General features: G+C 53.4%; 19 protein-coding genes. 3 read left to right on the top strand and 16 right to left on the bottom strand.

The genetic code is table 11. From position 1 onward, the window contains the following. Positions 1 to 12: 12 nt before the first annotated feature. Together smc and Q4501_RS08430 are read right to left on the bottom strand one after the other, a co-directional pair. Positions 13 to 3,507 (bottom strand): chromosome segregation protein SMC, encoded by a 3,495-nt coding sequence (smc, locus tag Q4501_RS08435; protein ID WP_303595779.1) that lies wholly within the window; start codon positions 3,505 to 3,507, stop codon positions 13 to 15. A gap of 1 nt (position 3,508) precedes the next feature. After that, on the bottom strand, positions 3,509 to 4,192 hold the full coding sequence (locus tag Q4501_RS08430) for a GntR family transcriptional regulator (protein ID WP_303595778.1): 684 nt from the start codon (positions 4,190 to 4,192) through the stop codon (positions 3,509 to 3,511). 292 nt (positions 4,193 to 4,484) lie between these two features. On the opposite strand from Q4501_RS08430, the gene Q4501_RS08425 reads away from it, so the two are divergent. Next, positions 4,485 to 5,411: a GGDEF domain-containing protein gene (locus Q4501_RS08425; protein ID WP_303595777.1), complete on the top strand. Its 927-nt coding sequence runs from the start codon at positions 4,485 to 4,487 to the stop codon at positions 5,409 to 5,411. A gap of 27 nt (positions 5,412 to 5,438) precedes the next feature. On the opposite strand, the gene rluB is transcribed toward Q4501_RS08425, so the two are convergent. The 13 genes from rluB to sdhC all read right to left on the bottom strand — a co-directional run bounded on the left by rluB (position 5,439) and on the right by sdhC (position 20,668). Beyond that, positions 5,439 to 6,470 carry a 23S rRNA pseudouridine(2605) synthase RluB gene (gene rluB / locus Q4501_RS08420; RefSeq protein ID WP_303595776.1) on the bottom strand — a complete coding sequence of 344 codons (1,032 nt, stop codon included), beginning with the start codon at positions 6,468 to 6,470 and terminating at the stop codon, positions 5,439 to 5,441. A gap of 39 nt (positions 6,471 to 6,509) precedes the next feature. Then, entirely contained in the window at positions 6,510 to 7,151 is a 642-nt protein-coding gene (scpB, locus tag Q4501_RS08415) for an SMC-Scp complex subunit ScpB (protein ID WP_303595775.1), read from the bottom strand. 46 nt (positions 7,152 to 7,197) lie between these two features. After that, positions 7,198 to 7,992, bottom strand: coding sequence for a ScpA family protein (locus tag Q4501_RS08410; protein WP_303595774.1), 795 nt, complete (start codon positions 7,990 to 7,992; stop codon positions 7,198 to 7,200). 4 nt (positions 7,993 to 7,996) lie between these two features. Further along, positions 7,997 to 9,211 (bottom strand): tryptophan--tRNA ligase, encoded by a 1,215-nt coding sequence (locus Q4501_RS08405; RefSeq protein ID WP_303595773.1) that lies wholly within the window; start codon positions 9,209 to 9,211, stop codon positions 7,997 to 7,999. Positions 9,212 to 9,332: 121 nt separating this feature from the next. Next, complete coding sequence (sucD, locus tag Q4501_RS08400) at positions 9,333 to 10,205, bottom strand: succinate--CoA ligase subunit alpha (RefSeq protein ID WP_303595772.1); 873 nt, start codon at positions 10,203 to 10,205, stop codon at positions 9,333 to 9,335. Continuing rightward, the gene (sucC, locus tag Q4501_RS08395; RefSeq protein ID WP_303595771.1) at positions 10,205 to 11,371 is read right to left on the bottom strand and encodes an ADP-forming succinate--CoA ligase subunit beta; all 1,167 of its coding nucleotides are present in this window, start codon (positions 11,369 to 11,371) and stop codon (positions 10,205 to 10,207) included. Before sucC ends, sucD begins: the two co-directional genes overlap by 1 nt. A gap of 196 nt (positions 11,372 to 11,567) precedes the next feature. Next, on the bottom strand, positions 11,568 to 13,010 hold the full coding sequence (lpdA, locus tag Q4501_RS08390; protein ID WP_303595770.1) for a dihydrolipoyl dehydrogenase: 1,443 nt from the start codon (positions 13,008 to 13,010) through the stop codon (positions 11,568 to 11,570). 35 nt (positions 13,011 to 13,045) lie between these two features. Beyond that, positions 13,046 to 14,278: a 2-oxoglutarate dehydrogenase complex dihydrolipoyllysine-residue succinyltransferase gene (gene odhB, locus Q4501_RS08385; RefSeq protein ID WP_303595769.1), complete on the bottom strand. Its 1,233-nt coding sequence runs from the start codon at positions 14,276 to 14,278 to the stop codon at positions 13,046 to 13,048. A 25-nt stretch (positions 14,279 to 14,303) separates the two neighbouring features. Next, the gene (locus Q4501_RS08380) at positions 14,304 to 17,141 is read right to left on the bottom strand and encodes a 2-oxoglutarate dehydrogenase E1 component (RefSeq protein WP_303595768.1); all 2,838 of its coding nucleotides are present in this window, start codon (positions 17,139 to 17,141) and stop codon (positions 14,304 to 14,306) included. Between the two features lie 316 nt (positions 17,142 to 17,457). Further along, entirely contained in the window at positions 17,458 to 18,162 is a 705-nt protein-coding gene (locus Q4501_RS08375; RefSeq protein ID WP_303595767.1) for a succinate dehydrogenase iron-sulfur subunit, read from the bottom strand. Between the two features lie 14 nt (positions 18,163 to 18,176). Beyond that, a complete protein-coding gene (gene sdhA, locus Q4501_RS08370; protein ID WP_303595766.1) occupies positions 18,177 to 19,949 on the bottom strand; it encodes a succinate dehydrogenase flavoprotein subunit in 1,773 nt (590 codons plus the stop codon). Between the two features lie 3 nt (positions 19,950 to 19,952). Next, entirely contained in the window at positions 19,953 to 20,300 is a 348-nt protein-coding gene (sdhD, locus tag Q4501_RS08365; protein ID WP_303595765.1) for a succinate dehydrogenase, hydrophobic membrane anchor protein, read from the bottom strand. After that, a complete protein-coding gene (sdhC, locus tag Q4501_RS08360) occupies positions 20,291 to 20,668 on the bottom strand; it encodes a succinate dehydrogenase, cytochrome b556 subunit (RefSeq protein ID WP_303595764.1) in 378 nt (125 codons plus the stop codon). The genes sdhD and sdhC overlap by 10 nt, the downstream gene beginning before the upstream one ends. 481 nt (positions 20,669 to 21,149) lie before the next feature. Here sdhC and gltA point away from each other — a divergent pair, with 481 nt between their 5' ends. Both gltA and Q4501_RS08350 read left to right on the top strand, forming a co-directional pair. Then, the gene (gltA, locus tag Q4501_RS08355; RefSeq protein ID WP_303595763.1) at positions 21,150 to 22,424 is read left to right on the top strand and encodes a citrate synthase; all 1,275 of its coding nucleotides are present in this window, start codon (positions 21,150 to 21,152) and stop codon (positions 22,422 to 22,424) included. 136 nt (positions 22,425 to 22,560) lie between these two features. Further along, positions 22,561 to 23,433, top strand: a complete 873-nt coding sequence (locus Q4501_RS08350) for an NAD(P)-dependent oxidoreductase (RefSeq protein ID WP_303595762.1) — start codon at positions 22,561 to 22,563, stop codon at positions 23,431 to 23,433. Positions 23,434 to 23,514: 81 nt separating this feature from the next. Here the strand turns inward: Q4501_RS08350 and topA are convergent, their stop codons facing one another. Then, the gene (topA, locus tag Q4501_RS08345) at positions 23,515 to 26,154 is read right to left on the bottom strand and encodes a type I DNA topoisomerase (protein WP_303595761.1); all 2,640 of its coding nucleotides are present in this window, start codon (positions 26,152 to 26,154) and stop codon (positions 23,515 to 23,517) included. Positions 26,155 to 26,217: the final 63 nt, after the last annotated feature.

Below are 26,217 nucleotides of genomic sequence, written 5' to 3'. Positions count from 1 at the left end.
GTCAGTTCGTTCTCAGGCTTCCGCCAGGGCGGCCGCCTCATCCACATCCACCGAAACGAGACGCGAGCACCCTGGCTCATGCATGGTAACGCCCATAAGCTGATCTGCCATTTCCATAGCGATCTTGTTATGGGTTATGTAGATAAATTGTACCTGTTTTGACATTTCCTTGACCAGATTGGCGTAACGACCAACGTTGGCATCATCAAGAGGCGCGTCAACCTCATCCAGCATACAGAAGGGCGCCGGGTTGAGCTGAAAAATGGAGAATACCAGCGCGATAGCGGTTAACGCTTTTTCGCCCCCGGACAACAGATGGATAGTGCTGTTCTTTTTACCTGGCGGCCTTGCCATGATCGTGACACCAGTTTCCAGAAGGTCCTCGCCAGTCAATTCGAGATAGGCATTACCGCCGCCAAATACTTTCGGGAACAAGGCCTGAAGGCCCCCGTTTATCTGGTCGAAGGTTTCCTTGAAGCGCTGACGGGTTTCCCGGTCAATCTTGCGAATCGCTGTGTCAAGAATCTCCAAGGCTTCGATAAGGTCTTCGTGCTGGCTGTCGAGATAGGTTTTGCGCTCACTCTGGACCTGATACTCATCAATCGCAGCAAGGTTAATGGCGCCAAGACGCTGGATGCGGTTACCAATTTTCTCAAGCTCCGCTGCCCACTCGTCCTGATTCGCATCCTCTGGCAACTGTGGCAGTATGTCCTGCAACTTCACCTGCAACTCTTCAAGCTGCTCAATATAATTACCGGAGCGTATCTCAAGCGCCTGGGATTCCATCTTCAGCTTCTCGAGCTTTGAGCGGACTTCCTGAATCCGGTGATCTGTGCCGCTTCTGCCCTGTTCCTTCTCCCGCACCTGACGATCAATCTCTTCGAGCGCATCGCGGGCGACGCCAAGTTTTTCTTCTTCCGCGAGCCGACGATCCAGCAGCCCCTCAAGCTGCATCTGGAGATCTTCCATGGGCTCTTCGGCACTTTCCCGGGATTCTCTAAGCATCTCAAGGCGCTCTTCCAGCCGTTCTTTCTGCAACTGCATGCGGTCTATCGTCTGCTTTAGTCCGTCGCGCTGACTGCTAAGGGATTGTAGTTGCAGTTGCAGCTGATGAGCGTGGTCCCGGTCATTCCGGGCTTCCTGGCGCAGGCCATCGAGTTTTTCCCGTAACATGTCACGTTGTTCGAGTAGACGCTCTTTTTCATCCTCGCCATCCTCGCTCAACATCAGCGCCTGCTGCCACTCTTCGCGAGCGATGCCAAGACTCTCCTGCTGCTCTTCCAGATTCAGTGCGACGTCAGCGACATCCTCGTGAATGCGTGTCAGGCGCGCATCAATCTGTTCGGCGCGAGCACGGAGCCCGCTGATTCGGGAGACAACCTGGCCAAGCTCCCGATCACTTTCGCTCAGCCGGGCCTGAGCATCATCTCTCGCTGCCTCTGCCTTTTCTGTGCGCTCCTGCAAGGCCTCATAGCGCCCCTGCACTTCTTCCAGAGATTCTTCGGCCTGGGACAACTGCTGAGTCAAGTCATCCACTTTTTTCTGTCGTTCGATAACACCTATCTGGCCGGCGTCAGAATCCGGCATTAAGACCCAATCGCGGGCAACCCATACACCCTCTCGGGTGATAAGGCTGTGACCTTCTGCCAATCCGACTCTCTGCGCCAAAGCGTCATCAAGAGTCTCCGACGTACCGATACCCGCCAGCATGGCAGTTACCGAATCCATCCCGTCAACCTTTGAGGCCAGACCCTGAGCGGAAGTACTGTCACCAGAGCCAGGCTGGATAACGGCCAGCCCCTTTGGTGCGCTGTGCAGAGCTTCATTCAGTTGATCAATATCCGGCAACAACAGCCCCTGGCTGAAGCGCCCGATCACCTGTTCCAGCGCAAATTCCCAGCCATCATCTATGCGGAGCTTTCCTGCGACCCGGGGTAGATCAACCAGGCCATGTTCCCCCAGCCAGGCTTGCAACCGGTCATCCTGACCACCCATCTGTTCGTCGAGCAAAGCCTGTTGGGATTCCATACTGGCCTGCAGGCTCTGAACCCGCTGACGGATTTCCGACAGGCTCTGTTCGGTATCCCGCTGGTTATGGCGTGCATCCTGAAGTTCGTCGTGGGTGGCTTCAATGTGTTCTGCGGCTTCCTCTCGCTGCAGTTCCAACACCTCTTGCTGCTCCTGGAACGACTCAAGTTCCGCCCGATCAATCTGTCCGTCCAGCTGGGCCTGTTCTTCCTGAAGCTTGTGCTGACGAGCCAGCAACTGTTCGATAGCCTGTTCAAGTGAGCGGATGCGAGACTGGGCAAGCTCCGCCTCCCGGCGGGCGTCTGCGGACCGTGAGCTGAACTCTTCCCACCGATGCTGCCACTCGCTCATGGCGTCTTCCGCCTGTTGTAGCTTTTCACCGGAGTCTTCCGAACGGATGGCCAGAGCCTCTTGCTCGGGCTCAATCATTGCGAGTTCTTCGCAAATTCCTTCCAGTTTTTCCTCGTCCAGGCTCAGTTCGCGGCCGAGCTCGCGCTGGTTCGCCATGGCCTGGTCCAGTTCTGCGGCCGTTTGCCGGCTGCGCTCTCGCTGATGCTCAAGGCTTTGTTCAATTCGGGCGATATCCGCTCCAGCCTCATAATAACGGGCCTGGGCACGGTTAAAGTGCTCTGTGCGTTCGTGGTGGCCATCCCGAAGAGATTCGAGGGACGTCTCCAGGCTGATACGCTCCGCCAGCTGCTTCTCAAGCTCCAGCTCGGTGTCACGGATTTTCCCGCGCCAATTTTGCAGGTCGTTATCCAGTGACTGCCACCGCAAAACAGTAAGCTCGGCTTTTTTCTGGCGTTCGTCGTGTTTATAGGCTTTGTACTTTTCTGCGGCCGCAGCCTGCCGTTCAAGGTGCTGCAGCTGGCGCCCGAGCTCTTCACGAAGATCGGTCAGGCGCTCAAGGTTTTCCTGGGTGCGACGCATCCGGTTTTCTGTTTCCCGGCGACGCTCTTTATATTTTGATATACCGGCGGCTTCTTCAATATAGGTTCGCAACTCCTCTGGCTTGGCCTCAATCAGCCTTGAAATCATCCCCTGTTCGATAATGGCGTAACTTCGAGGGCCAAGACCGGTGCCCAGAAACAAATCCGTAATATCCCTGCGACGGCACTTAGCGCCGTTTAGGAAATATTCCGATTGGCCTTCACGGGAAACACGGCGACGCACTGAAATTTCGTTAAACCGGACAAATTCTCCGGGAGCAGAGCCGTCGCTATTATCAAAGACCAGCTCTATGGAAGCCTGCCCCACTGGTTTGCGGGCACTGGATCCATTGAATATAACGTCGGTCATGGATTCGCCACGCAAGTACTTGGCAGAACTTTCACCCATCACCCAGCGAACGGCATCGATAATGTTGGATTTGCCACAGCCATTGGGGCCTACCACCGCCGTCAGATTCGTGGGGAACGGCACAGTGGTCGGGTCTACAAACGACTTGAACCCGGCAAGTTTTATAGACTTCAGGCGCATGTCACGCGCTCTCCTCCTCCCTGAGAATGCTCAATACCTGTTGGCGCTGATGCTCGCCAAAGGCCGTAATTGCAGCTTGTAAGCGTTCAGAATCCCCACTTGCTGCTGCCTCGCCGAGGCGTCTGAAAAATTCAGCCGTCTGCCCAATACTTTCCCGGAAATTCTCCAGGGCAACAAAATAAGTGCGACTTATCGCAGGCCGGAAGTTTTCCAGGGTTTCTTCAAGAAACGGATTATCGACCAATCCATAGGCGTGGCGCATTACACCGAAACCGGCATCAATAATTTTTTCTGCAGCATCCGGGCCTGTTGAGTTCACAGCCTGAATGACCGCCTCGACTTCCCGGACTCGCCCCATGACGCCAACCAGTTCATCGCCAGTCCAGCGCTCAATAACCTTACGCCCTAGCATGCACAGCAAGTCGATATAGATATCATAGAGGCTGTTAACGCTCGCCACGGTCAGGCTTGAAACAACCGCGCCCCGACGTGGGAAAATTTCAATCAAATGTCTGCGTTCCAGAATGAGCAAGGCCTCACGCACCGAACCACGACTGACGTTGAGGTCGCCAGCAACCTTTAGCTCCTGGATGCGACTTCCGGGTGTCAGATCCCGCGTCACGATCCGCTGCCCCAAATGCTGGGCGATCTGTTCAGAAAGACTTTCCGGGGCCTGAAACGTCATAGGGAATGTAGCTCACTTCTGCAAACGGCGAGGATGTTGGTCGCAGAGTTTAGCACAGGGTTTCCCCATCCCCATCCCCTAGTAAAAGCGCATTTTCCGGCAGGAAGCGCATCCAACGGAACGAGCTTGCCGTATTTTTGACACTCAGGTTCACCTTGGCACGCTGGTGCCACAGAACACTTCATAATTTCCATATATCTATATGTTTTTAAAAAAAACTTCGGTTTCCGGCACGAAGCATGCTCAATCCTCCCTTAAGAGCATCACCAATTTTGCCAGAGAGTGAGATCCAGTGAAAAACATATCGTCGATACAGAGCGCCACCTCTCAGCCAAAGGATCTGGCAGCGCTACAACAGGCCTACCGGAGCTGGTCGAACACTTCCGACCCCTTCAGCAGGCTTACACGACGCCTTGCCACGACACTGTCCCTGGAAACTCAGCTCGGCATTCTGGCGGAAGAACTGGGAAACATCATCCCCTTCGATTCCCTTACCTATCGCCACCAGATCGGGCATCGTGATTTTGTATACGCAACCGGGATTGGCGGCCCTCACCGCTGTGAGTATCGCTTGAATCTCGAAGGAGTGTGCTACGGAACGCTCTCAGTAAATCGTCGGCAAAAGTTTTCAGACGACGAGCTCCAAGGCATTGAAATGATCATCAGTGCAGCCGTCTGTTCGCTCCGCAATGCCTGCCAATTTATTACGATAGAACAAGCAGCATTGACCGATGCGCTGACTTCAATTCCGAACAAGCGCGCCCTCGACGAACAGCTGCAACGTGCATGCTCGCTTGCCGACCGCCATGCGGGGGAGTATTCCCTGATTCTCTGCGATCTGGATCATTTCAAATCAGTAAACGACCAGCAGGGGCATGTGGTAGGTGACCACATGCTGCGATTGGCCGCCAGCACTCTGGAAGCGGCAATCAGAAACTCAGACAGCGTATATCGGTTTGGCGGTGAAGAGTTCGCCATTCTGCTACCACACACAGGCGAACTCGAGGCGCGGGATGTAGCAGATCGTGTGCGCAATGCCATTGCGGATCTTCGGGTAGACTGTGGTGGCACCGAGCTGTCTGTGACAATCAGCTGCGGTGTTACTCGCTATATGCCGGGGGAAAGCGCGGACCAATGGATAGCCCGCGCCGACGAGGCCCTTTACAGAGCCAAAGAACAGGGCCGGAACTGCACAAGGGTGTTTGCCACCATTGGCTGAATAACGCGACCCGAAACGAATTTTAACCTATCTGCCCGACTTACCAGGACTCCCTGTCTGGGCCTTGCGAGGTCTGGCAGGGCCTGTTTTAGGCTTGCTTGCTCCGCCACGGGGTTTATCTGAGCCACCTTTGCGAGCAGGTTTGGTATCACTCACATCCCAGCGCCGGCCTCCGCTTTTCTTGCTGCCACTGCCAGGGCTCTTTCTTCTCAACCGGTCATGAGCGGCCTGCTCATCCGGCGTTTTCTGCGGTATATCTATCGAATCAAGCCCGACCACTTTGCTCAGGGTGTCCACTGTTTTCTGATCCAATTCTTCCCATTTGCCAAGTGTCAGCCTGCTGGGGAGAAAAATCGGTCCATATCGCACACGCTTCAAGCGACTTACACGCACGCCCTGAGACTCCCACAAACGCCTGACCTCCCGGTTTCGGCCTTCCAGAAGGGTCACGTGAAACCAGCGGTTGATTCCACTGCCGCCAGCCTGGCTTATATCACTGAATTTGGCCATGCCATCTTCAAGAAGAACCCCCGCCATCAGGCGCTGGATCATGGCATCATCAACCTCGCCAAAAATCCTGACTGCATACTCCCGGTCAATCTGGCTCGAGGGGTGCATAAGGCGATTTGCCAGTTCACCGTCGGTGGTAAACAACACGAGCCCGGTGGTATTGATGTCCAGCCGGCCTATCGATATCCACCGGTTATCCTTGAGCCTGGGCAAACGGTCAAATACCGTTGGGCGCCCCTCGGGATCCTTACGAGTAGTCACCTCACCTTCGGGCTTATTGTAGATAAGCACCCGGCGCACAGTCGTCGCCGCACCCGCAACCTCAAGTCTTTTCTCATCCAGCTCGAAGCGATCATTCACGGTCGCCTTCTGGCCCGGCACAGCTGCCTCACCATTGACGGTCAGGCGCCCGGTTTCCATCCAGCCTTCAATTTCCCGGCGCGAGCCAATACCTGCGCGGGCAAGAAGTTTCTGGATCCGCTCCGGGCCTTCGTTAGTAGCCGTGTCTGCGGCCGGTTTTGCTTTTCTTCCGGGGCGTTCTGACGCCATGAACATAATCCTTAATCGCTGACTGACACCCGAATGATGTCAGTGAAGTGTCTCACCCGGGGAATTATCCTCTGCGGGCTCCGCCGAAGTTGAATCAAACTCAATCTCGGCCTGAATGCTTTTTTCAATCTCTCTGCCAATTTCTTCCAGGTCCCGGATCTCGGATAGAGGTGGCATCTGATCCAGGCCTGAAAGGTTGAAATAGTCCAGAAACTGTCGGGTTGTTGCGTACATCGCAGGCCGACCAGGAACGTCTCTGTGCCCTACAACGCGAACCCACTCTCGCTCAAGTAACGTACGAATGATATTGCTGCTTACCGTAACACCCCGGATGTCTTCAATTTCGCCGCGAGTTATTGGTTGGCGGTAAGCAATAAGGGCAAGAGTTTCCAGTAGCGCTCGGGAATACCGTTGCGGTTTTTCCTCAAACAACCGGCTGACCCAGGGAGCATATTCCTCACGCACCTGAAGCCGGTAGCCGCTGGCCACTTTACGAAGTTCAATCCCCCGGCCCTCGCAAGCGTTACCAAGGAGCATCATCACATGTTCCATAACCTGCCGGGCCGGACGTTCATCCTCGGTGAACAGTTCTCGCAACTGGTCTACAGAGAGAGGCTTGCCCGCCGCCAGCAGTGCGGCCTCGACAATCGCCTGAATTCTGGAAAGATGCTCTTCATTCATGATCGCTATCCGTTCTTCGGTACGCCGTTTGCCGATACAATAGGGCCTAACGGGCAGCCCGGGCACGCATGTGAATGGAACCCAACACGTCTGTCTGCACGACTTCAACCAGCTGTTCTTTCACCAGTTCCAGCATGGCCAGAAACGTAACCACTACCCCAAGCCTTCCTTCCTCCACGGTAAAGAGGCTCTCGAAAGTAACAAACTGATCATCCTGCAACAGAGACAGAATGGCCGACATGCGCTCGCGCGTGGAAAGCTTTTCCTTTTCCACGTGATGGCTGGTAAAAAGATCCGCTCGCTCCAACACTCCTCGAAGCGCAAGAATCATCTCCCGAAAGTCGACATCAGGATGCGGCTGGGTAGACGGCAATTGTGGCAAGGCTGCCGATACAGAAAAACTGTCCCGCTCCATCCGCGGTAACGATTCGATATCCTCAGCGGCCTTTTTGAAACGTTCATACTGTTGCAGCCGGCGAATCAGTTCAGCCCTGGGGTCCAGCTCTTCGTCTTCATCAGATTCGTGCTTCGGCAGCAGCATGCGGGACTTTATTTCTGCAAGCGTGGCTGCCATCACCAGATACTCGGCAGCCAATTCGAAACGCATGGCTTCAACGGCTCCGATGTAGTCCATGTACTGCCGGGTAATTTCACTCACGTCTATGTCCAGAATATCCATATTCTGGCGACGGATGAGGTAAAGCAATAGATCGAGCGGGCCCTCAAAGGCTTCCAGAAATACCGCAAGCGCGTCCGGCGGTATGTAAAGGTCTTTGGGAAGATCGACCAGCGCCTTCCCGGATACCTTTGCTAATGGGGCCTGCTCTGGCTCTGGCTTCACGGGATCAACGATAGCTCAGGCCCATTGCGGCACGGACTTCATCAAGCGTATCACGAGCCGCATCACGGGCGTGTTCACGCCCCTCTTGAAGAATCGAATGCACCAGATCCGGGTTCCCTTCGTATTCCAATGCTCGCTCCCGCAAAGGACGTTGCTCTTCGATAATTGAATCAATCAAAGGTTTTTTACAGTCCAGACACCCGATACCGGCACTGCGGCAACCCGTCTGAACCCACTCTTTTGTTGCCTCATCTGAGTAGACTTTATGCAGCCCCCAAACCGGACACTTCTCCGGCTCACCCGGGTCTGTGCGCCGCACCCGCTGCGGGTCAGTCTGCATGGTCCGCAGTTTCTGGGCCACGCTATCCGGCTCTTCCCTCAGGCCAATGTAGTTGTTGTAGGACTTGGACATCTTCTGCCCGTCCAGTCCCGGCATTTTGGATTCAGGCGTCAGCAATGGCTGCGGCTCCGGAAGTATGACCTTGCCGCCACCCTCAATGAAGCCATAAAGGCGTTCACGATCACCGATGGAAATGTTCTGCTGCTCCATAAGCAATGCACGAGCAGTGTCCAGAGCTTCAAGATCACCTTCTTCCTGGTAGCGCTTCTTGAGGTTACGATAAAGCTTGGCGTTTTTCTTGCCCATCTTGGTGATGGCTGATTCCGCCTGCTCTTCAAATCCTGGCTCACGCCCATAAATATGGTTGAACCGACGGGCGATCTCACGGGTAATTTCAACATGAGACACCTGATCTGCGCCAACTGGTACTTTACCCGCGCGATACATCAGTATGTCGGCAGTTTGCAGCAGTGGATAACCGAGGAACCCATAGGTCGCCAGGTCTTTTTCCCGCAGCTTTTCCTGCTGATCCTTGTATGTAGGGATACGCTCCAACCAGCCAAGCGGCGTGATCATGGAGAGTAAAAGATGCAGCTCCGCATGTTCAGGCACCTGTGACTGAATGAACATGGTGGAAGACCCGGGATTAACGCCAGCTGCGAGCCAGTCGATCACCATGTCCCAGACGCTTTGCTCGATGCCAGAAGGGTCATCGTACTGCGTCGTCAGGGCGTGCCAGTCGGCAATAAAGAAGAAGCACTCAAATTCGTGCTGGAGTTTCACCCAGTTTTTCAGCACACCGTGGTAATGACCAAGATGAAGCTTGCCGGTCGGACGCATACCGGACAAAACCCTTTGCTGGGAATCTACAGAACTCAAAGCACAAACTCCTTCAATTGAATGGGACTCGGCCCATAGTAGATCAGACGACCCGGCATTATAAATAAAAAACCCCCGCTCTGCAGAACAGAAACGGGGGTTTTAGTGAAAGAAACCAGCTTTACCAGCCAGTCACTTCCTTCAGAGCCTTACCAATCTCGGCCAGACTGCGCACGGTTTTGACACCAGCGTCGTTCAGAGCCGCGAATTTTTCGTCTGCAGTACCTTTACCACCGGAGATGATGGCACCGGCGTGGCCCATACGCTTGCCTGGAGGCGCTGTAACACCGGCAATGTAGGAAACCACTGGCTTGGTGACGTTTTCCTTGATGAAAGCAGCCGCTTCTTCTTCAGCGGTACCGCCGATTTCACCAATCATCACGATAGCTTCAGTCTGCGGATCTTCTTGCAGCAGCTTGAGAATATCGATGAAGTTTGAACCCGGAATAGGGTCACCACCAATGCCCACACAGGTAGACTGGCCGTAGCCGAAGTCTGTGGTCTGCTTGACCGCTTCGTACGTCAGGGTACCTGAACGGGAAACGATACCGACCTTACCTGGCTTGTGAATGTGCCCTGGCATGATGCCGATCTTGCACTCACCCGGTGTGATAACACCTGGGCAGTTAGGCCCGATCATGCGAACGCCTTTACGGTCAACGTATTCTTTGGCGTACAGCATATCGATTGTCGGGATGCCTTCGGTGATGCACACAATCAGCTCAATGCCTGCATCCGCCGCTTCAATGATGGCGTCTTTACAGAACGGAGCCGGAACGTAGATCACAGTTGCCTGAGCACCAGTCTTCTCTACAGCGTCGCGAACGGTGTTGAACACCGGCAGACCCAAATGCTCGGTGCCACCTTTACCCGGGCTTACGCCACCAACCATCTTGGTACCGTACTCAATAGCCTGCTCAGAGTGGAATGTACCCTGTGCGCCGGTAAAGCCCTGGCAGATTACCTTGGTGTCTTTATTAATCAGGATGCTCATTATTTACCCCCTGCGGCTTTAACGACTTGCTCTGCAGCATCGGCCAGGCTGCTGGCGGCGATGATGTTCAGGCCACTATCAGCCAGTACCTTGGAACCCAATTCAGCGTTGTTACCTTCAAGGCGAACAACTACGGGCACTTTAACGCCAACTTCTTTAACGGCACCAATGATGCCTTCGGCAATCATATCGCAGCGAACAATACCGCCGAAGATGTTAACCAGTACGGCTTGCACTGCATCGTCAGACAGGATGATTTTGAACGCTTCGGATACGCGCTCTTTGGTCGCACCGCCGCCAACGTCCAGGAAGTTAGCCGGACGGCCGCCAGAAAGCTTGATGATATCCATGGTACCCATGGCCAGGCCAGCACCGTTAACCATGCAGCCGATGTTGCCTTCGAGGGCAACGTAGTTCAGTTCCCAGGCTGCAGCTTCAGCTTCGCGAGCATCTTCCTGTGAAGGATCGCGCATTTCCTGAAGCTTCTTCTGGCGGTACAGAGCGTTGCCGTCGACGCCAATCTTGGCATCCAGGCAGTGCAAATCACCAGCCGGAGTGATAACCAGCGGGTTGATTTCCATCAACGCCAGATCGTAGTCTTCAAACAGTTTCGCCAGACCCAGAAAGATCTTGGTGAACTGCCCGATTTGCTTGCCCTCAAGACCCAGTTTGAATGCCAGCTCGCGACCCTGGTATGGCTGTGCGCCAACCAGCGGATCGATCTCGGCTTTCAGGATTTTTTCCGGAGTTTCTTCCGCAACGGTCTCGATCTCAACACCACCTTCGGTGGATGCCATGAATACGATACGACGAGTACCACGATCGACAACAGCGCCCAGATACAGCTCTTGGTCGATATCAGTCAGGGATTCAACCAGAATTTTGCTGACTGGCTGGCCGTTCTCGTCAGTCTGGAAAGTCACCAGCTGTTTGCCCAACCACTGCTCTGCGAACGCTCGGATGTCATCAGTGTTCTTGACCAGCTTTACACCGCCAGCTTTACCGCGGCCGCCCGCGTGAACCTGAGCCTTTACAACCCAGCTGTTGCCGCCAATTTTTTCTGCAGCTGCTACTGCTTCGTCCGGGGTATCGCAGGCAATGCCCTGCGATACTGGCAAGCCATATTCAGCGAAAAGCTGTTTGCCCTGATATTCGTGCAAATTCATAGTTAGTGTCCCGCTCTTTGATGGAGGATAACCACGTACGGAAATTGAACCCGCGACTCCCCGTCAGGAGAGTCTTTACTGCGAATTCCTTTCGGCGAGCAGGTTTTCAACTCAGCTCGCCATGATCGCAACAGGAAATCGGCTCTTTTTATGGTAAAGGGGCGCCATCACGGGCGCCCCTGTTTCCTGGTTTGCGTTACTTCTTTTTACGACGGTTCGCAATATGAATCGCGCCACCGCTAACTGCCAGCGCTGCCTCGTGCACAGACTCCGACAGAGTCGGGTGCGCAAAACAGGTCAGAGCCAGATCTTCTGCACTGGAGCCAAATTCCATGGCAATAACACCCTGAGCAACAATTTCTGATGCCTGAGGGCCCACAACGTGGAAGCCCAGAATCCGGTCGGTCTTCTCGTCGGCAATGATCTTCACCATGCCAGAGGCGGAGTTTGCCGCCATCGCACGACCGTTGGCCGCAAACGGGAATGTACCAACGTTATAGGCTTCACCTTCACTCTTGAGCTGCTCTTCCGTTTTACCTACCCAGGCCACTTCCGGCGATGTGTAGATTACATTTGGAATGCAGTCGTAGTTAACCTGAGGTTTATGGCCGGCAATACGCTCTGCCACCATAACGCCCTCTTCGGAAGCTTTATGCGCCAGCATAGGACCACGCACAACGTCGCCTACGGCCCAGACACCCGGAGCCTCGGTTTTACAGTTTTCATCAACAAAGATGAAACCACGCTCATCCATGCTGACGCCGGAATCTGCTGAAAGCAGATTGTCTGTAAATGGCCGGCGACCAACAGCAACAATCAACTTGTCGACTTTAAGTTCCTGTTTGCCCTTGCTGTCTTCGTAGTTCACATAGACCAGCTTGCGCTTCACTTCGGCGCCGGTTACGCGGCCACCCATGACGATGTCCAGGCCTTGCTTGCGAAACTGTTTCAGAGCGTCCTTGGCAACCTGCTGATCCACGGCAGGCAGGAAGGTATCCTGAGCTTCCAGTACAGTTACTTCAGAACCCAACCGCGCCCAGACACTGCCCAACTCAAGCCCGATAACGCCAGCGCCGATGATGCCAAGACGCTTGGGAACTTCATCAAATTCCAGCGCGCCCTCAGAGTCCACAATATAGCCTTCCGTCATCGGAGCAGGCGGTATATCAATGGGCTTGGAGCCGGTGGCAATAATGACATTCTCGGCTTCATAGGTCTTTGTCTTACCGTCTTTATCGGTGACTTCAACCTGACGATTTGCCAGCAGCTTGCCGTGGCCATGTATGGAAGTAACGCCGTTGGCTTTAAACAGGCCTGCGATACCGCCGGTCAACTGTTTAACGATGCCACTCTTACGCTCCATCATCTTGGCGATGTCCATTTTGACATCTTTGGCGATGATGCCCTGCATTTCATAGTCGTGGCTGGCTTCCTCAAACTTATGAGAAATTTCCAGCAGGGCTTTCGAAGGAATGCAGCCTACGTTCAGGCAGGTACCGCCAAGTACCTGACTTTTGCCATCCTCGGAGGTCCACGACTCGACACATGCGGTTTTAAGACCAAGCTGAGCAGCTTTAATGGCGGCAACATAGCCACCAGGGCCTGCACCAATGACAATTACGTCGTACTTATCAGACATAGTTAATCCTGTTTTCTGATTCGTTAAATGTCAGCTCAGACGTCCAGCAGAATACGCGCCGGGTCCTCGAGCATTTCCTTGATGGCCACAAGGAACTGCACCGCCTCCTTGCCATCGACCATGCGGTGGTCATAGGACAGCGCAAGGTACATCATCGGACGGATTTCAACCTTGCCATTGACCGCCATCGGGCGCTCCTGGATTTTATGCATACCCAGAATAGCCGTCTGTGGCGGGTTAAGGATCGGAGTAGAGATAAGCGATCCAAAAATACCGCCATTGGTGATGGTAAAGGTGCCACCAGTCATATCTTCGATTGCAAGCTTGCCACCTTTTGCCTTGGTACCATACTCAACAATCTTCTTCTCAATGTCTGCCAGACCCAGTGCGTCGACATCACGAAGTACCGGAACCACCAAGCCACGATCAGTCGAGACCGCAACACCGATATCCTGGTATCCGTGGTAAACCATATCGTTACCATCGATAGACGCGTTCACAGCCGGGAACCGCTTCAGCGCTTCAGTAGCTGCCTTGGCGAAGAACGACATAAAGCCCAGCTTGATTTCGTGACGCTTCACGAAGCTGTCCTGGTACTGCTTGCGCAGTTCCATAATGGGGCCCATATCGACCTCATTAAAGGTCGTCAGCATAGCAGCGGTTTGCTGAGCATTTACCAAACGCTTGGCAATACTGGCACGAAGACGAGTCATGGGTACGCGTTTCTCAATACGCTCACCCGTAGAAACATTGGCTTCGGGCGCAGCAGCCTTTGAGGCTCCACCTGAAGACTTGGCATTATCTACATGATTCTGAACATCTTCTTTAGTAACGCGACCATCTTTACCAGTACCTTTTACGGAACCCGGGTCAACATTATTTTCCTCGGCCAGTTTACGTGCTGCCGGGCTAAGAATAGCGTCGTCAGAACTCTGGCTTTGTTCAGTTTTGGCTTCGTCCTTGTCAGCATCGGCCTTGGCCTTGCTTTCGTCACCGCCTTTGCTGTCGGCAGAGCCAGAGTCGCCCACGGCGCCTGCCTTGAATTTGCCGATAACTTCACCGCTTTCTACGGTGTCGCCTTCGCCTTTAAGGACTTCTTCTATTACGCCGTCGGCCGGAGCAACAACCTCGAGAACGACCTTGTCGGTTTCAATATCGACAATCAGATCATCACGTGAACAGGCTTCGCCCGGCTGTTTGTGCCAGGTCGCGACGGTACCCTCTGCGACCGACTCCGGGAAAACGGGTGCTTTTATCTCAGTAGACATTACAGTTCCTTAGCTCGGTAGCTCGTCAGATTTCGAACGCGTCGTTAACAAGATTTTTCTGCTCTTCAATATGAACAGACATGTGACCTGCTGCCGGCGCAGCAGAGGCCTCACGGCCGGCATACTGAAGGTGAAGCTTGGGGTTCAGCCGCTGCAGCGCATTGCGCATATGGTGCTGACTGCTGTACCAGGCGCCCTGGTTCATTGGTTCTTCCTGACACCAAACCACGTGCTTCAACTTTGAGTAATTGGCCAGTACCTCATCCAGGTCTTCGCTGGGGAACGGATAAAGTTGCTCAATGCGCACAATGGCAACATCGTCACGTTCATCAGCTTTCTTCTTTTCCAGAAGGTCGTAATAGACCTTGCCGCTGCAAAGAATAACCCGGGAAACTTTTTTCGCCTCCGGCAGTTCTTTCTCAGGAAGAACGGTCTGGAAAGTGCCTGATGTCAGGTCTTCCAGATCAGAGGTTGCTTCCTTGTGGCGCAACAAACTCTTGGGTGTAATCGCCACTAGCGGTTTACGCAGCGGGCGCTTCACCTGGCGACGCAACATGTGGAACACCTGGGAAGGCGTTGTCGGCACGCACACCTGAATGTTGTGCTGCGCAGATAGCTGCAAGAAACGCTCCAGCCGCGCAGAACTGTGCTCTGGCCCCTGCCCCTCATAACCGTGAGGTAGCAGCAGAGTCAACCCACAAAGGCGACCCCACTTGTGCTCACCGCTCGTGAGGAATTGGTCAATAACCACTTGGGCGCCGTTTGCAAAATCCCCAAACTGCGCTTCCCAGACCACCAACGTATCCGGGGTCGTAGTAGCGAAGCCATATTCAAAAGCCATCACTGCCTCTTCAGAGAGCAGTGAGTCGTATATTTCAAACTTCGGCTGAGTGTCAGTAAGTTGCTCGAGAGCAATATGCCTGGAACCGTCTTTCTGGTTATGCAAAACAGCATGCCGGTGAGAGAAGGTTCCGCGGCCCACGTCCTGGCCGGTCAACCTGATCGGGTGCCCTTCATTCAGCAGAGTCGCATAAGCCATTATTTCGCCATAGCCCCAGTTGATAGGCAAGGCACCGGCTGTCATTTTCTCACGGTCAGAAACAATCTTGGAAACCTGACGCTGAATGCTGAACCCTTCAGGAACCTGGGTCAGTTTCTTACCAAGCTTCTGGATCGTTCTCAACGCCACACTGGACTTACACTTGGCTGTCCATTCGTGTCCCAGATAGGGAGCCCAGTCAACATAAAGATCTTTATTCGGCTCTTTAACCAGAGATTTGACCACGTGCTCGCCATTATCCAGCGCGTCACGGTACTCATTTTCCATCTGCTTGGCTTCGTCTTCGCTCACAACGCCAGCAGCGACCAGTTTGTCCGCATAAAGCGTGCGGGTGGTCTTCAACTTGCGGATCTTCTCGTACATCATCGGCTGGGTTGCCGCAGGCTCATCAGCCTCGTTGTGACCCCGACGACGATAACAAACAAGATCGATAACCACGTCGCCTTTGAACTCATTGCGATAGTCCATCGCCATTTGAGTAACAAAGACAACTGCTTCAGGATCATCCGCATTCACATGAAGTATCGGCGCGTGAACCATTTTGGCCACGTCGGTACAGTATTCAGTGGAACGAGCGTCTTCCTGCTTGCTGGTCGTGAAGCCGACCTGGTTATTGATAACGATGTGGATAGTGCCACCCACGCCGAAACCGCGGGTCTGCGACATCTGGAAGGTTTCCATTACCACGCCCTGCCCCGCAAACGCGGCGTCGCCGTGCATGATAACAGGAACGACCTGATTACCCTCATTGTCAGAGCGTCGGGTCTGACGAGCACGCACAGAGCCTTCAACTACGGGTGATACAATTTCCAGGTGCGACGGGTTAAACGCCATTGCAAGGTGTACTTCACCGCCTTCGGTCATCACGTTGGATGAGAAGCCCTGGTGATATTTGACGTCGCCGGAACCGGAATCGGCCAGTCGCTTGCCTTCAAATTCGTCAAACAACTCTTTCGGATTCTTACCCAGCGTATTAACCAGCACGTTAAGGCGGCCACGGTGGGCCATACCCAGAACGATTTCCTTGGCACCGTATGAGCCGGCACGCTGGATCAACTCGTCCATGCAGGGGATAAGACTTTCGCCGCCTTCAAGCCCGAAACGCTTTACACCGGGATAACGGGAGCCTAGATATTTTTCCAGACCTTCAGCTGCCGTGAGGCGCTCCAGAATGTGCTTGCGGGTTTTTGTCTCGTAGCCCGGCTCGGAGCGGACAGGTTCCATCCGTTGCTGAAACCAGCGTTTAATGCGGGTATCAACTATGTGCATATACTCGGCGCCAATGCTGCCGCAGTACGTCTGCCTCAGACCGTCAACTATGTCTCCGAGTTTCATGGTTTCAGAACCAAAACTCAGCGAGCCTGTCTGAAACGTCAGATCCCGGTCAGAATCGGATAAATCATGGAACGCCGGATCGAGGTCTTCTACCGACGGGCGCTGCCAGACCCCAAGAGGATCCAGTTTCGCTTCCTGATGACCGCGGAAGCGATACGCATTAATAAGCTGGAGAACACGGGTTTGCTTTTTATCAGCGTCCGACGTTGCACTGACAGGCACGCCGTTACTCGCGAGAAAACGCTGATTGCGGGATATGTGTCCAAACTGTTCACGAATCGTAGAGTGCAAGACATCTCGGCCATGAGAGCCGTCGACGCTCGGAAGCTTGTCAAAATAGCTCCGCCACTCTTCGGAAACGGAATTAGGGTCTGTCAGGTAGGTTTCAAAAAGCTGTTCAACATAGGCCAGATTTCCACCTTGTAAGTGGGACGTCTGCCATAACTGCTCCATGATGCTTTCTTGCATTTTGAATAGCTCACCTTGGGCTGGTGCGGGGGAGCCCGGTATGGTCGGCCAGGGGTAATTACCAGTCAATACGGGTTTTTACGGGATCGACTGTAGCAAACCACACCCAACACGGATGCTTTTCCGTTCCCCAATGATTTTTTGTACTCAGCGAAGCCGCAAGAAAACCGGATGAGTTCCCGCCACGGCTTGCGTAGTTTGCACCCGGGTAAGACCTTTGACTATAAGCCTTTGGTTGAAGGCCCCGCATAAATGCGAGGCCTTCCGGGTTCCAACCTGATCAAGTCAGTATAGCGTCTGTCTGCAATTTTGCCGCTTAAGTAGCACGGTGTAGCAGAAGATTCCGGATATGGCCGATAGCCCTCGTCGGGTTAAGGCCTTTCGGGCAAACGCTAACACAGTTCATGATTCCCCTGCAGCGGAAAACGCTGAACGGGTCATCGAGATTGGCAAGACGCTCAGCCTGTGCGGTGTCGCGACTATCCGCCAGAAAGCGGTATGCCTGCAACAGACCCGCAGGGCCAATGAACTTGTCCGGGTTCCACCAGAACGACGGGCAAGACGTTGAACAGCATGCACACAGAATACATTCGTACAGGCCGTCAAGCTTTTCGCGATCTTCAGGTGACTGAAGACGCTCGATACCAGGCGCAGGAGTGTCATTTACAAGATACGGCATCACTTTTTCGTACTGCTTGTAGAACAGGCTCATGTCCACAACCAGATCACGGATAACCGGCAGTCCTGGCAGCGGGCGCAAAACCAGCTTGCCATTCTTGACGACCTGCGACATTGGCGTAATACATGCCAATCCATTCTTGCCGTTCATGTTCATGCCGTCAGAACCACACACACCTTCACGGCATGAGCGGCGATAGGCCATTGAAGAGTCCTTTTCCTTGATCAGGTTAAGAACATCAAGAACCATCAGATCCTTGCCGGCCGGAAGCTCCACATCGACGTCCTGCATATAAGGGGCGCTGTCAGTTTCCGGGTTATAACGATAAAGGCTTACCAACATAATGTACGTCCCCCTTAATAAGTCCGAACTTTCGGCTGGAAGGTATCGACAGTCTTCGGCGCGAAGTTAACATCACGCTTGCCAATACGCTTGTCCAGCGGGAAGTAGAGAGAATGCTTCAACCAGTTCTCATCATCGCGCTCGGTAAAGTCATTACGGGCATGAGCTCCGCGACTCTCTTTGCGTTCGTTTGCAGCAATCGCAGTTGCCTGGGCCACCTCAAACAGGTTATCCAGTTCCAAAGCTTCGATACGAGCGGTATTGAACGCATTGCTGGTATCAGTAAGCTTGGTATTGCGAACTCGCTCACCAATCGCTTCGAGCTTCTTCAGGCCTTCTTCCATGCTATTGCCGTCACGGAATACGCCAAAGTAGAGCTGCATACAGTTCTGAAGATCCTTACGGACCTCAGCAACACTCTCACCTTCTGAAGCTGTGTTCAGACGATCAAGACGCGCCATTGCACGCTTGATGTCTTCATCAGTGGCACCGTCGGTTTCGAAACCACCGCGCAGCTGCTCTTCAATGTGCAAGCCAGCGGCACGACCAAATACTACGAGATCCAGCAGCGAGTTACCGCCCAAACGGTTTGCACCATGAACGGAAACACACGCAGCTTCACCACAGGCAAACAGACCCGGAATTGGCTGATCATTACCGTTTTCGTCCTGAGTCAGCGCCTGGCCACCTACATTAGTAGGAACACCACCCATCATGTAGTGACAGGTAGGTACAACAGGAACAGGCTCTTTCACAGGATCCACGTGAGCAAATGTGCGAGACAACTCACAAATACCCGGCAAACGCAGATTCAGAGTTTCTTCACCCAGGTGATCAAGCTTCAGCAGTACGTGATCCTTGTCCGGGCCACAACCGCGACCCTCAAGAATCTCGATAACCATGGAGCGTGCAACAACATCACGACCAGCCAGGTCTTTCGCATTTGGAGCATAACGCTCCATAAAGCGCTCGCCTTCGGCGTTGATCAGATAACCACCCTCGCCACGGCAACCTTCTGTTACCAGCGTTCCGGCACCGTAGATGCCTGTTGGGTGGAACTGCCACATTTCCATATCCTGCATCGGGAAACCTGCACGCAGCGCCATGCCAATACCATCGCCGGTATTGATCAGGGCGTTGGTGGTAGACGCATAAATCCGACCTGCGCCGCCCGTTGCCAGAACCGTAGCTTTGGACTTGATGTAAGCCACTTCGCCTGTTTCGATTTCAATTGCAACAACACCAACAACTTCATTCTTGCTGTTCTTGACCAGATCGACGGCGTACCACTCGTTCAGGAAGGTAGTACCACCTTTCAGGTTTGCCTGGTACAGAGTGTGCAGCAGCGCGTGTCCCGTACGGTCGGCTGCGGCACAGGTGCGTGCGGCCTGAGTAGGGTTGTCAGGGCCCTTGGACTGACCACCGAAAGGACGCTGGTAAATACGGCCCTGTTCGGTACGTGAAAACGGCAGACCCATGTGCTCAAGTTCGAAAACAGCTTGAGGGCCAACTGAACACATGTATTCAACGGCATCCTGATCGGCAATGTAGTCCGACCCTTTTACTGTGTCATACATGTGCCAGCGCCAGTCATCATTGGGATCAGCGCTTGCGATTGCACAAGTGATACCACCCTGGGCCGACACAGTGTGCGAACGCGTTGGAAATACTTTAGTGATACACGCAGTCTTAACGCCCGATTCGGTTAACTGCAGGGCCGCCCGCATACCGGCGCCGCCGCCACCGATAACAATCGCGTCGTATGACATGGTATTGATATTAGCCATCTATTAAAGCCCCCAAATAATCTGAATGCCCCAGACCACATACACGAAAATCACGAGAATGCATGCCGCCTGAAAGAGAAAACGCTGCATCGCGGATTTGATGTAGTCGGTAGATACTGTCCAAAGCCCGACCCAGGCATGCGCACCGATCGAAAGCAGCGCCAACAATGTGAAGACTTTGAACCATGCCTGATCAAACAACGCCGACCATGACTGGTAATCCACATCTGTTGTCACGAAAAAGCCGAGCAAAAACAGCGTATAAAAAGCTAATACGTAGGCAGAAACACGCTGGATGATCCAGTCCTGGATTCCGTTACGGCCAATGTTGGTCACACTATTCATGCCCATACCCAGACTCCTGCCAGAACAATGAGGATGACGGAAACTGCAATTGTGATTTTCGCGGCTGCACGCCCGCTTTCCAGCTCTTCACCGATACCCATATCCATGAGCAGATGCTTGATACCCGCAACAAGATGATAAAGCAGAGCAGACAGAATGCCCCAGATAATCAGCTTTGCCAGGAAGCTGTTCAGCAATTCACTAACCTGACTGAAGCCTTCTTGCCCGGAAAGGGAAAGCTGAAGTCCGTAAAGCATGAACGCAACACCAACAAAAATGATGATGCCGCTTACGCGGTGCAATATGGACGTAATGGCTGGCAGTGGAAAATGAAACTTGCCGAGATCGAGATTTACTGGTCGTTTGCTATTCACAGCGCTCTCACACTCTCTTTCTAGTACCGCGAAGCCGGCGAACCGGTGGCGGATGGTTGGTATGTAAGGATCGAATGAAGGATACGGAACCGACAGTCGATTGGCTCAGGAGGGCGGACACCTATCAGGTAGCTTGCTACGAACAAGCGTACACGAAGAAGATGCATCCCCGATTCTGGGCTAGGGATTATAAGGAGGCGCCCGTATAATTACAAACGCGCAACCCATGCAAAAGCAACGAAGAAACCGCAAGGGCACAAGCTATAAGGCGTATTGACAAACGTTTTTTCTGGTCGGAAGTCACGTTATTCGTGATATCCCTGATTTACAAAAAGGACTAGATCGAAAGGTTTCCCCACTCTTTCATTGACAAAAAAAGCCTACGCCCTATATTTTGCCGCCAGTTTTGCGATAATACGCGCCTTCTTGCGCAACTATAAAGGCAGCCCATGCTGCAAAAGCTGATAAACAGGAGAGCACTATGACCGACAGGAAAGCCACGCTCTCGGTGGGGGACAAGTCCATTGAGCTACCGGTTTACTCCGGCACAGTTGGCCCTGACGTCATCGACGTACGAGGCCTAGTCCAGCAAGGTGTTTTTACTTACGACCCGGGGTTTGTTTCAACAGCCGCCTGCGAGTCGGCCATCACTTATATTGATGGTGATAAGGGCGTTCTCCTGCACCGGGGTTATCCAATCGAGCAGCTTGCAGATCATTCAGATTACCTTGAAGTCTGCTACCTGTTGCTGAAAGGTGAACTGCCAACTGCCGCAGACAACAAGCAGTTCCACGAGACCATCAAAAAGCACACCATGCTGCATGACCAGATGCGCAATTTCTTCAACGGCTTCCGCCGGGACGCGCATCCGATGGCCATCATGTGCGGTGTTGTTGGTGCCCTGTCCGCGTTCTACCATGACCAGATGGATGTCACGGACCCCAAACAGCGTGACATTACGGCCCATCGTTTGATCGCGAAGATGCCAACGATTGCAGCCTGGTGCTACAAGTATTCCAAAGGCGAGCCGTTCATGTATCCGCGCAACGACATGTCGTATGCGGAAAACTTCCTGCAGATGATGTTCGGAACGCCCTGCGAAGACTACAAGCCAAACCCGATTCTGGCGAAAGCCATGGACAAGATCTTCATTCTGCATGCAGACCATGAGCAGAACGCATCCACTTCGACTGTGCGGCTGGCTGGCTCTTCTGGCGCCAACCCCTATGCCTGCATAGCCTCTGGTATTGCAGCACTCTGGGGCCCAGCTCACGGCGGCGCTAACGAAGCCGTTCTGGACATGCTTGCAGAAATCGGTGACGAAGCAAACATTGATACCTTCATCGCCAAAGCAAAAGACAAGGACGACCCCTTCCGCCTGATGGGCTTTGGTCACCGCGTTTACAAGAACTTCGATCCGCGCGCCAAAGTAATGGCCGAAACAGCTCACGAAGTACTGAGCGAGCTTGGACTCGAAAATGATCCACTTCTGAGAATCGCCCAACGTCTCGAGCAGATTGCGCTTGAAGATGAGTACTTTGTTCAGCGCAAACTGTACCCGAACGTGGACTTCTATTCCGGCCTGATCCTTAAGGCAATCGGAATTCCAACATCCATGTTCACGGTAATTTTTGCCATGTCACGGACTATTGGCTGGTTCTCCCATTGGAACGAAATGGTCAGCGGCGACTACCGTATTGGCCGTCCGCGCCAGCTTTATACCGGTTTCCCGGCAAGGGATTATCCGAAAGGGTAAATTCTGACTGCCCTGAAAACCCAAAGGCCGCTGACTCAGCGGCCTTTTTTTTCGTCCGCAACAAATACAGCTTTTGCTCAGGCAACCCTTTAACTCTGTGCTAACTTAAGCTCCATAACTCAAAGAGGAGACAGGAATGACTACCGCAACCTTTATCGGCCTTGGCGTTATGGGCTACCCGATGGCAGGCCACCTTGCAAAAGCAGGCCTCACCGTCCGCGTATGGAACCGCTCAGCACAAAAAAGCGAACAATGGGCAAAGGAATATCCGGGAACCGCCTGTCAAACGATTGCAGAGGCCGTTAAAGGGGCCGATTTTGTTATGACCTGCGTGGGCGCAGACAAAGATCTCATTGCGGTTTATGAAGGTGAGGACGGCATTCTGGCGCATGCGCGCTCTGGAGCCATTCTGGTTGATCACACAACCGCATCAGCCGGAGTAGCCGAAAGACTCGCCAATTCGGCTCAGAAAGCCGGCATGGCATTTATTGACGCACCTGTGTCAGGGGGCCAGCAAGGCGCGCAAAATGGACAGCTCACCATAATGTGCGGCGGATCTGAACCGGATTACGCCAAAGCCGAACCCTTGCTCCAGCATTATTCCAAAGCCCTCAATCTGATGGGCCCGGCTGGCAGTGGCCAGAAAACCAAAATGGTCAACCAAATTGCCATTGCAGGCCTGGTTCAAGGGCTATCTGAAGCACTGCACTTCGCCGAACAGGCAAACCTCGACGTCAAGAAGGTTGTCGATGTAATCTCTAAAGGAGCCGCCCAGTCCTGGCAGATGGAAAATCGATCAGGAACCATGATTGACGGTGAATTTGATCATGGGTTTGCCGTCGACTGGATGCGTAAGGATCTGGGGATTTGCCTGGACGAAGCGCGTAAAATCAACGCCTCACTGCCGGTTACGGCACTGGTAGACCAATTCTATGGTGATGTTCAGGAGATGGGTGGTAAACGCTGGGACACGTCTTCACTGATTCAACGACTGAGAAAATTCAGATAAGCGCAAATAAATTTGCCAAATAAAAAAGGGGTCAGAACAACCATTCTGACCCCTTTTCTTATCTTGAGCACTCTGCCCTGATTATTTCTCGCGGGGCTGCCACTTCCCATTCACATACCATGCAGACCAGCCGGTAGCTTTGCCGTCTTTTTCCGACATAACATACTGTTCTTTGGTCTTGCGACTGTAGCGAATGACCGTAGGATTGCCCTCCGGATCACGCTCAGGTGCCTCCATCAGGTAATCGTGCTTCGGATCGATTTCCTTACGGTGCGGCTTGATCTCCATAACGAGCGGCGGCCGGGTTTCACGGTTTTTCGGAAATTTACTGGCCGCCAAAAACATTCCGGATGCCCCATCACGCAATACATAGGTGTCATCCACCTTCTGGCATTGCAGCTCAGGCATTGGTACCGGGTCCATTTTGGGTGGCGCGGGCTCCCCGTTCTTCAAAAGCTTACGAGTGTTTTTACAGGTGTCGCTCATACAACCGAAATACTTGCCGAATCGACCTGTTTTCAGCTGCATTTCGGAGCCGCATTTATCGCATTCCAGGGTCGGCCCGTCGTATCCTTTTATGCGGAACGTACCCTCTTCTACCTCATAACCGGAACAATCAGGATTATTGCCGCAAACGTGGAGCTTGTGGGTTTCATCCACAAGGTAGCTATCCATGGCTGTAGAACAGATGGGACACCGCCGCTTCTTGCGCAGCAGGCGGGTTTCACCCTCGCCTTCCACATCATCGTCCGCACTGACAACTTCATCACCCGAAACCAGGTTAATGGTGGTTTTGCAACGCTCCTTCGGCGGTAGCGAATAGCCCGAACAACCCAGGAATACACCGGTGCTGGCCACCCGAATCTGCATATTGCGTCCACACGTGGGGCACGGAATACTGGTTTCCGTCGGATCATTCGGGCGCATACCGCCCTCACCGTCTGCACCCTCGGCAGATTCAAGCTGCGAACGGAATCTCGCATAAAAATCGTTAAGAACCTTCTTCCAGTCCACATCACCTTCGGCAATGTGATCCAGATCGCCCTCCATCTTCGCGGTAAAATCGAAATCCATCAGGTTGGAAAACGATTCACAAAGACGCTCGGTGACAATCTCACCCATTTTTTCAGCGTAAAAGCGCCGGTTCTGAAGGCGAACATAGCCCCGATCCTGAATGGTCGAGATGATCGACGCATAAGTTGATGGACGACCGATACCCTGCTTTTCCAGTTCTTTTACCAGGCTAGCCTCAGTATAACGCGGTGCCGGCTTAGTGAAGTGCTGACTGGGCTCAAGTTTTTCGAGGCTCAGCGCCTCCCCTAACTTGATGTCAGGCAGGGCCACATCTTCTTCTTTTTTAGCCGATTGCGGGGCAACCTTGAGGAAACCATCAAATTTGATAATGCGGCCGCGTGTACGCAGCTCGTAATCACCGTTGGCAACCACGATCGAGGTACTGAGAAACTCTGCTTCTGACATCTGACACGCCACGAACTGACGCCAGATCAGTTCGTAAAGTTTCTCCGCATCCTTCTCCAGGCCACTGATAGCCGCGGACTGACGGGTGACTTCTGTTGGACGGATGGCTTCGTGAGCCTCCTGAGCACCCTCTTTACTACCATAAAGTTTGGGCTTCTCAGGCAGATACCGGTCACCGAACTGGTCCTGAATATAATCACGGCAGCTATTGATGGCGTCCTGGCTCAGGTTCGTCGAATCCGTACGCATGTAGGTGATATAACCGGCTTCGTACAACCGCTGTGCCAGCATCATGGTTTTCTTGACGCTGAACCCCATTCGATTACTCGCCGCCTGCTGCAACGTCGATGTAATAAACGGAGCGCCAGGGCGGGATCTGGTTGGCTTATCTTCCCGCTTGGCCACTTTAAAGCTGCCGGATTTCAGGCGCTCTACGTGCTCAGTACTTTGCTGTTCGTTAATCGGGCGATAGGGTTTATCGTTATACCGCGTAACCTCAAAACGAACAGGTTGAGCACTGTTCTCGGCACCAAGGCCGGCAAACAACTGCCAGTATTCTTCTGGAACGAATATACGAATGTCTCGCTCACGCTCCGCAATCAAACGCACAGCAACGGACTGGACACGACCCGCAGACAGGCCTCGGGCAAGCTTAGCCCATAACAGCGGCGACACCATGTAACCGACAACCCGGTCAAGAAAGCGCCGTGCCTGCTGGGCATTAACACGATTGGTATCGAGCTGCCCTGGATCTTTGAACGCTTCCTGAATGGCGCGCTTGGTAATTTCGTTAAACACCACACGACGATATTTTTCTGGCTCACCGCCAATGGTCTGTTGGAGATGCCATGCAATGGCCTCCCCCTCTCGGTCAAGATCCGTCGCGAGATAGATATGGTCAGCATTCTTGGCGAGTCGTTTGAGCTCACTGACAACTTTTTCCTTGCCCGGAAGAACTTCGTAACGGGCGCTCCAGTCTTTGTCAGGGTCTACACCCATACGGGCAACCAACTGCTCCCGGGCCTTGCGTTTTTTATGCGCAACCTTGTCTTCGGGGCTGAGTTTGCGAGTGAGCGCGGCCTGTCTGGCGCGCTCCTTCGGGTCAGACTGGGATCCGCTGCCACTAACGGGAAGATCACGAATGTGCCCAACGCTCGACTTCACAATGAAGTCAGGGCCCAGATACTTGTTGATGGTCTTCGCTTTCGCTGGTGACTCGACAATTACGAGACTTTTACCCATATCGGAGATCTGTATCCTTGGCGATAAATCGGTCAGTAAATGAGCAGACCGTAAACTCGCTGT

The sequence above is a fragment of the Marinobacter sp. 2_MG-2023 genome (assembly GCF_030546935.1).
Lineage (GTDB): Bacteria > Pseudomonadota > Gammaproteobacteria > Pseudomonadales > Oleiphilaceae > Marinobacter.
The sequence above is the reverse complement of the archived record's forward strand: the minus strand, read 5'-3'. Positions and strand labels throughout refer to the sequence as shown.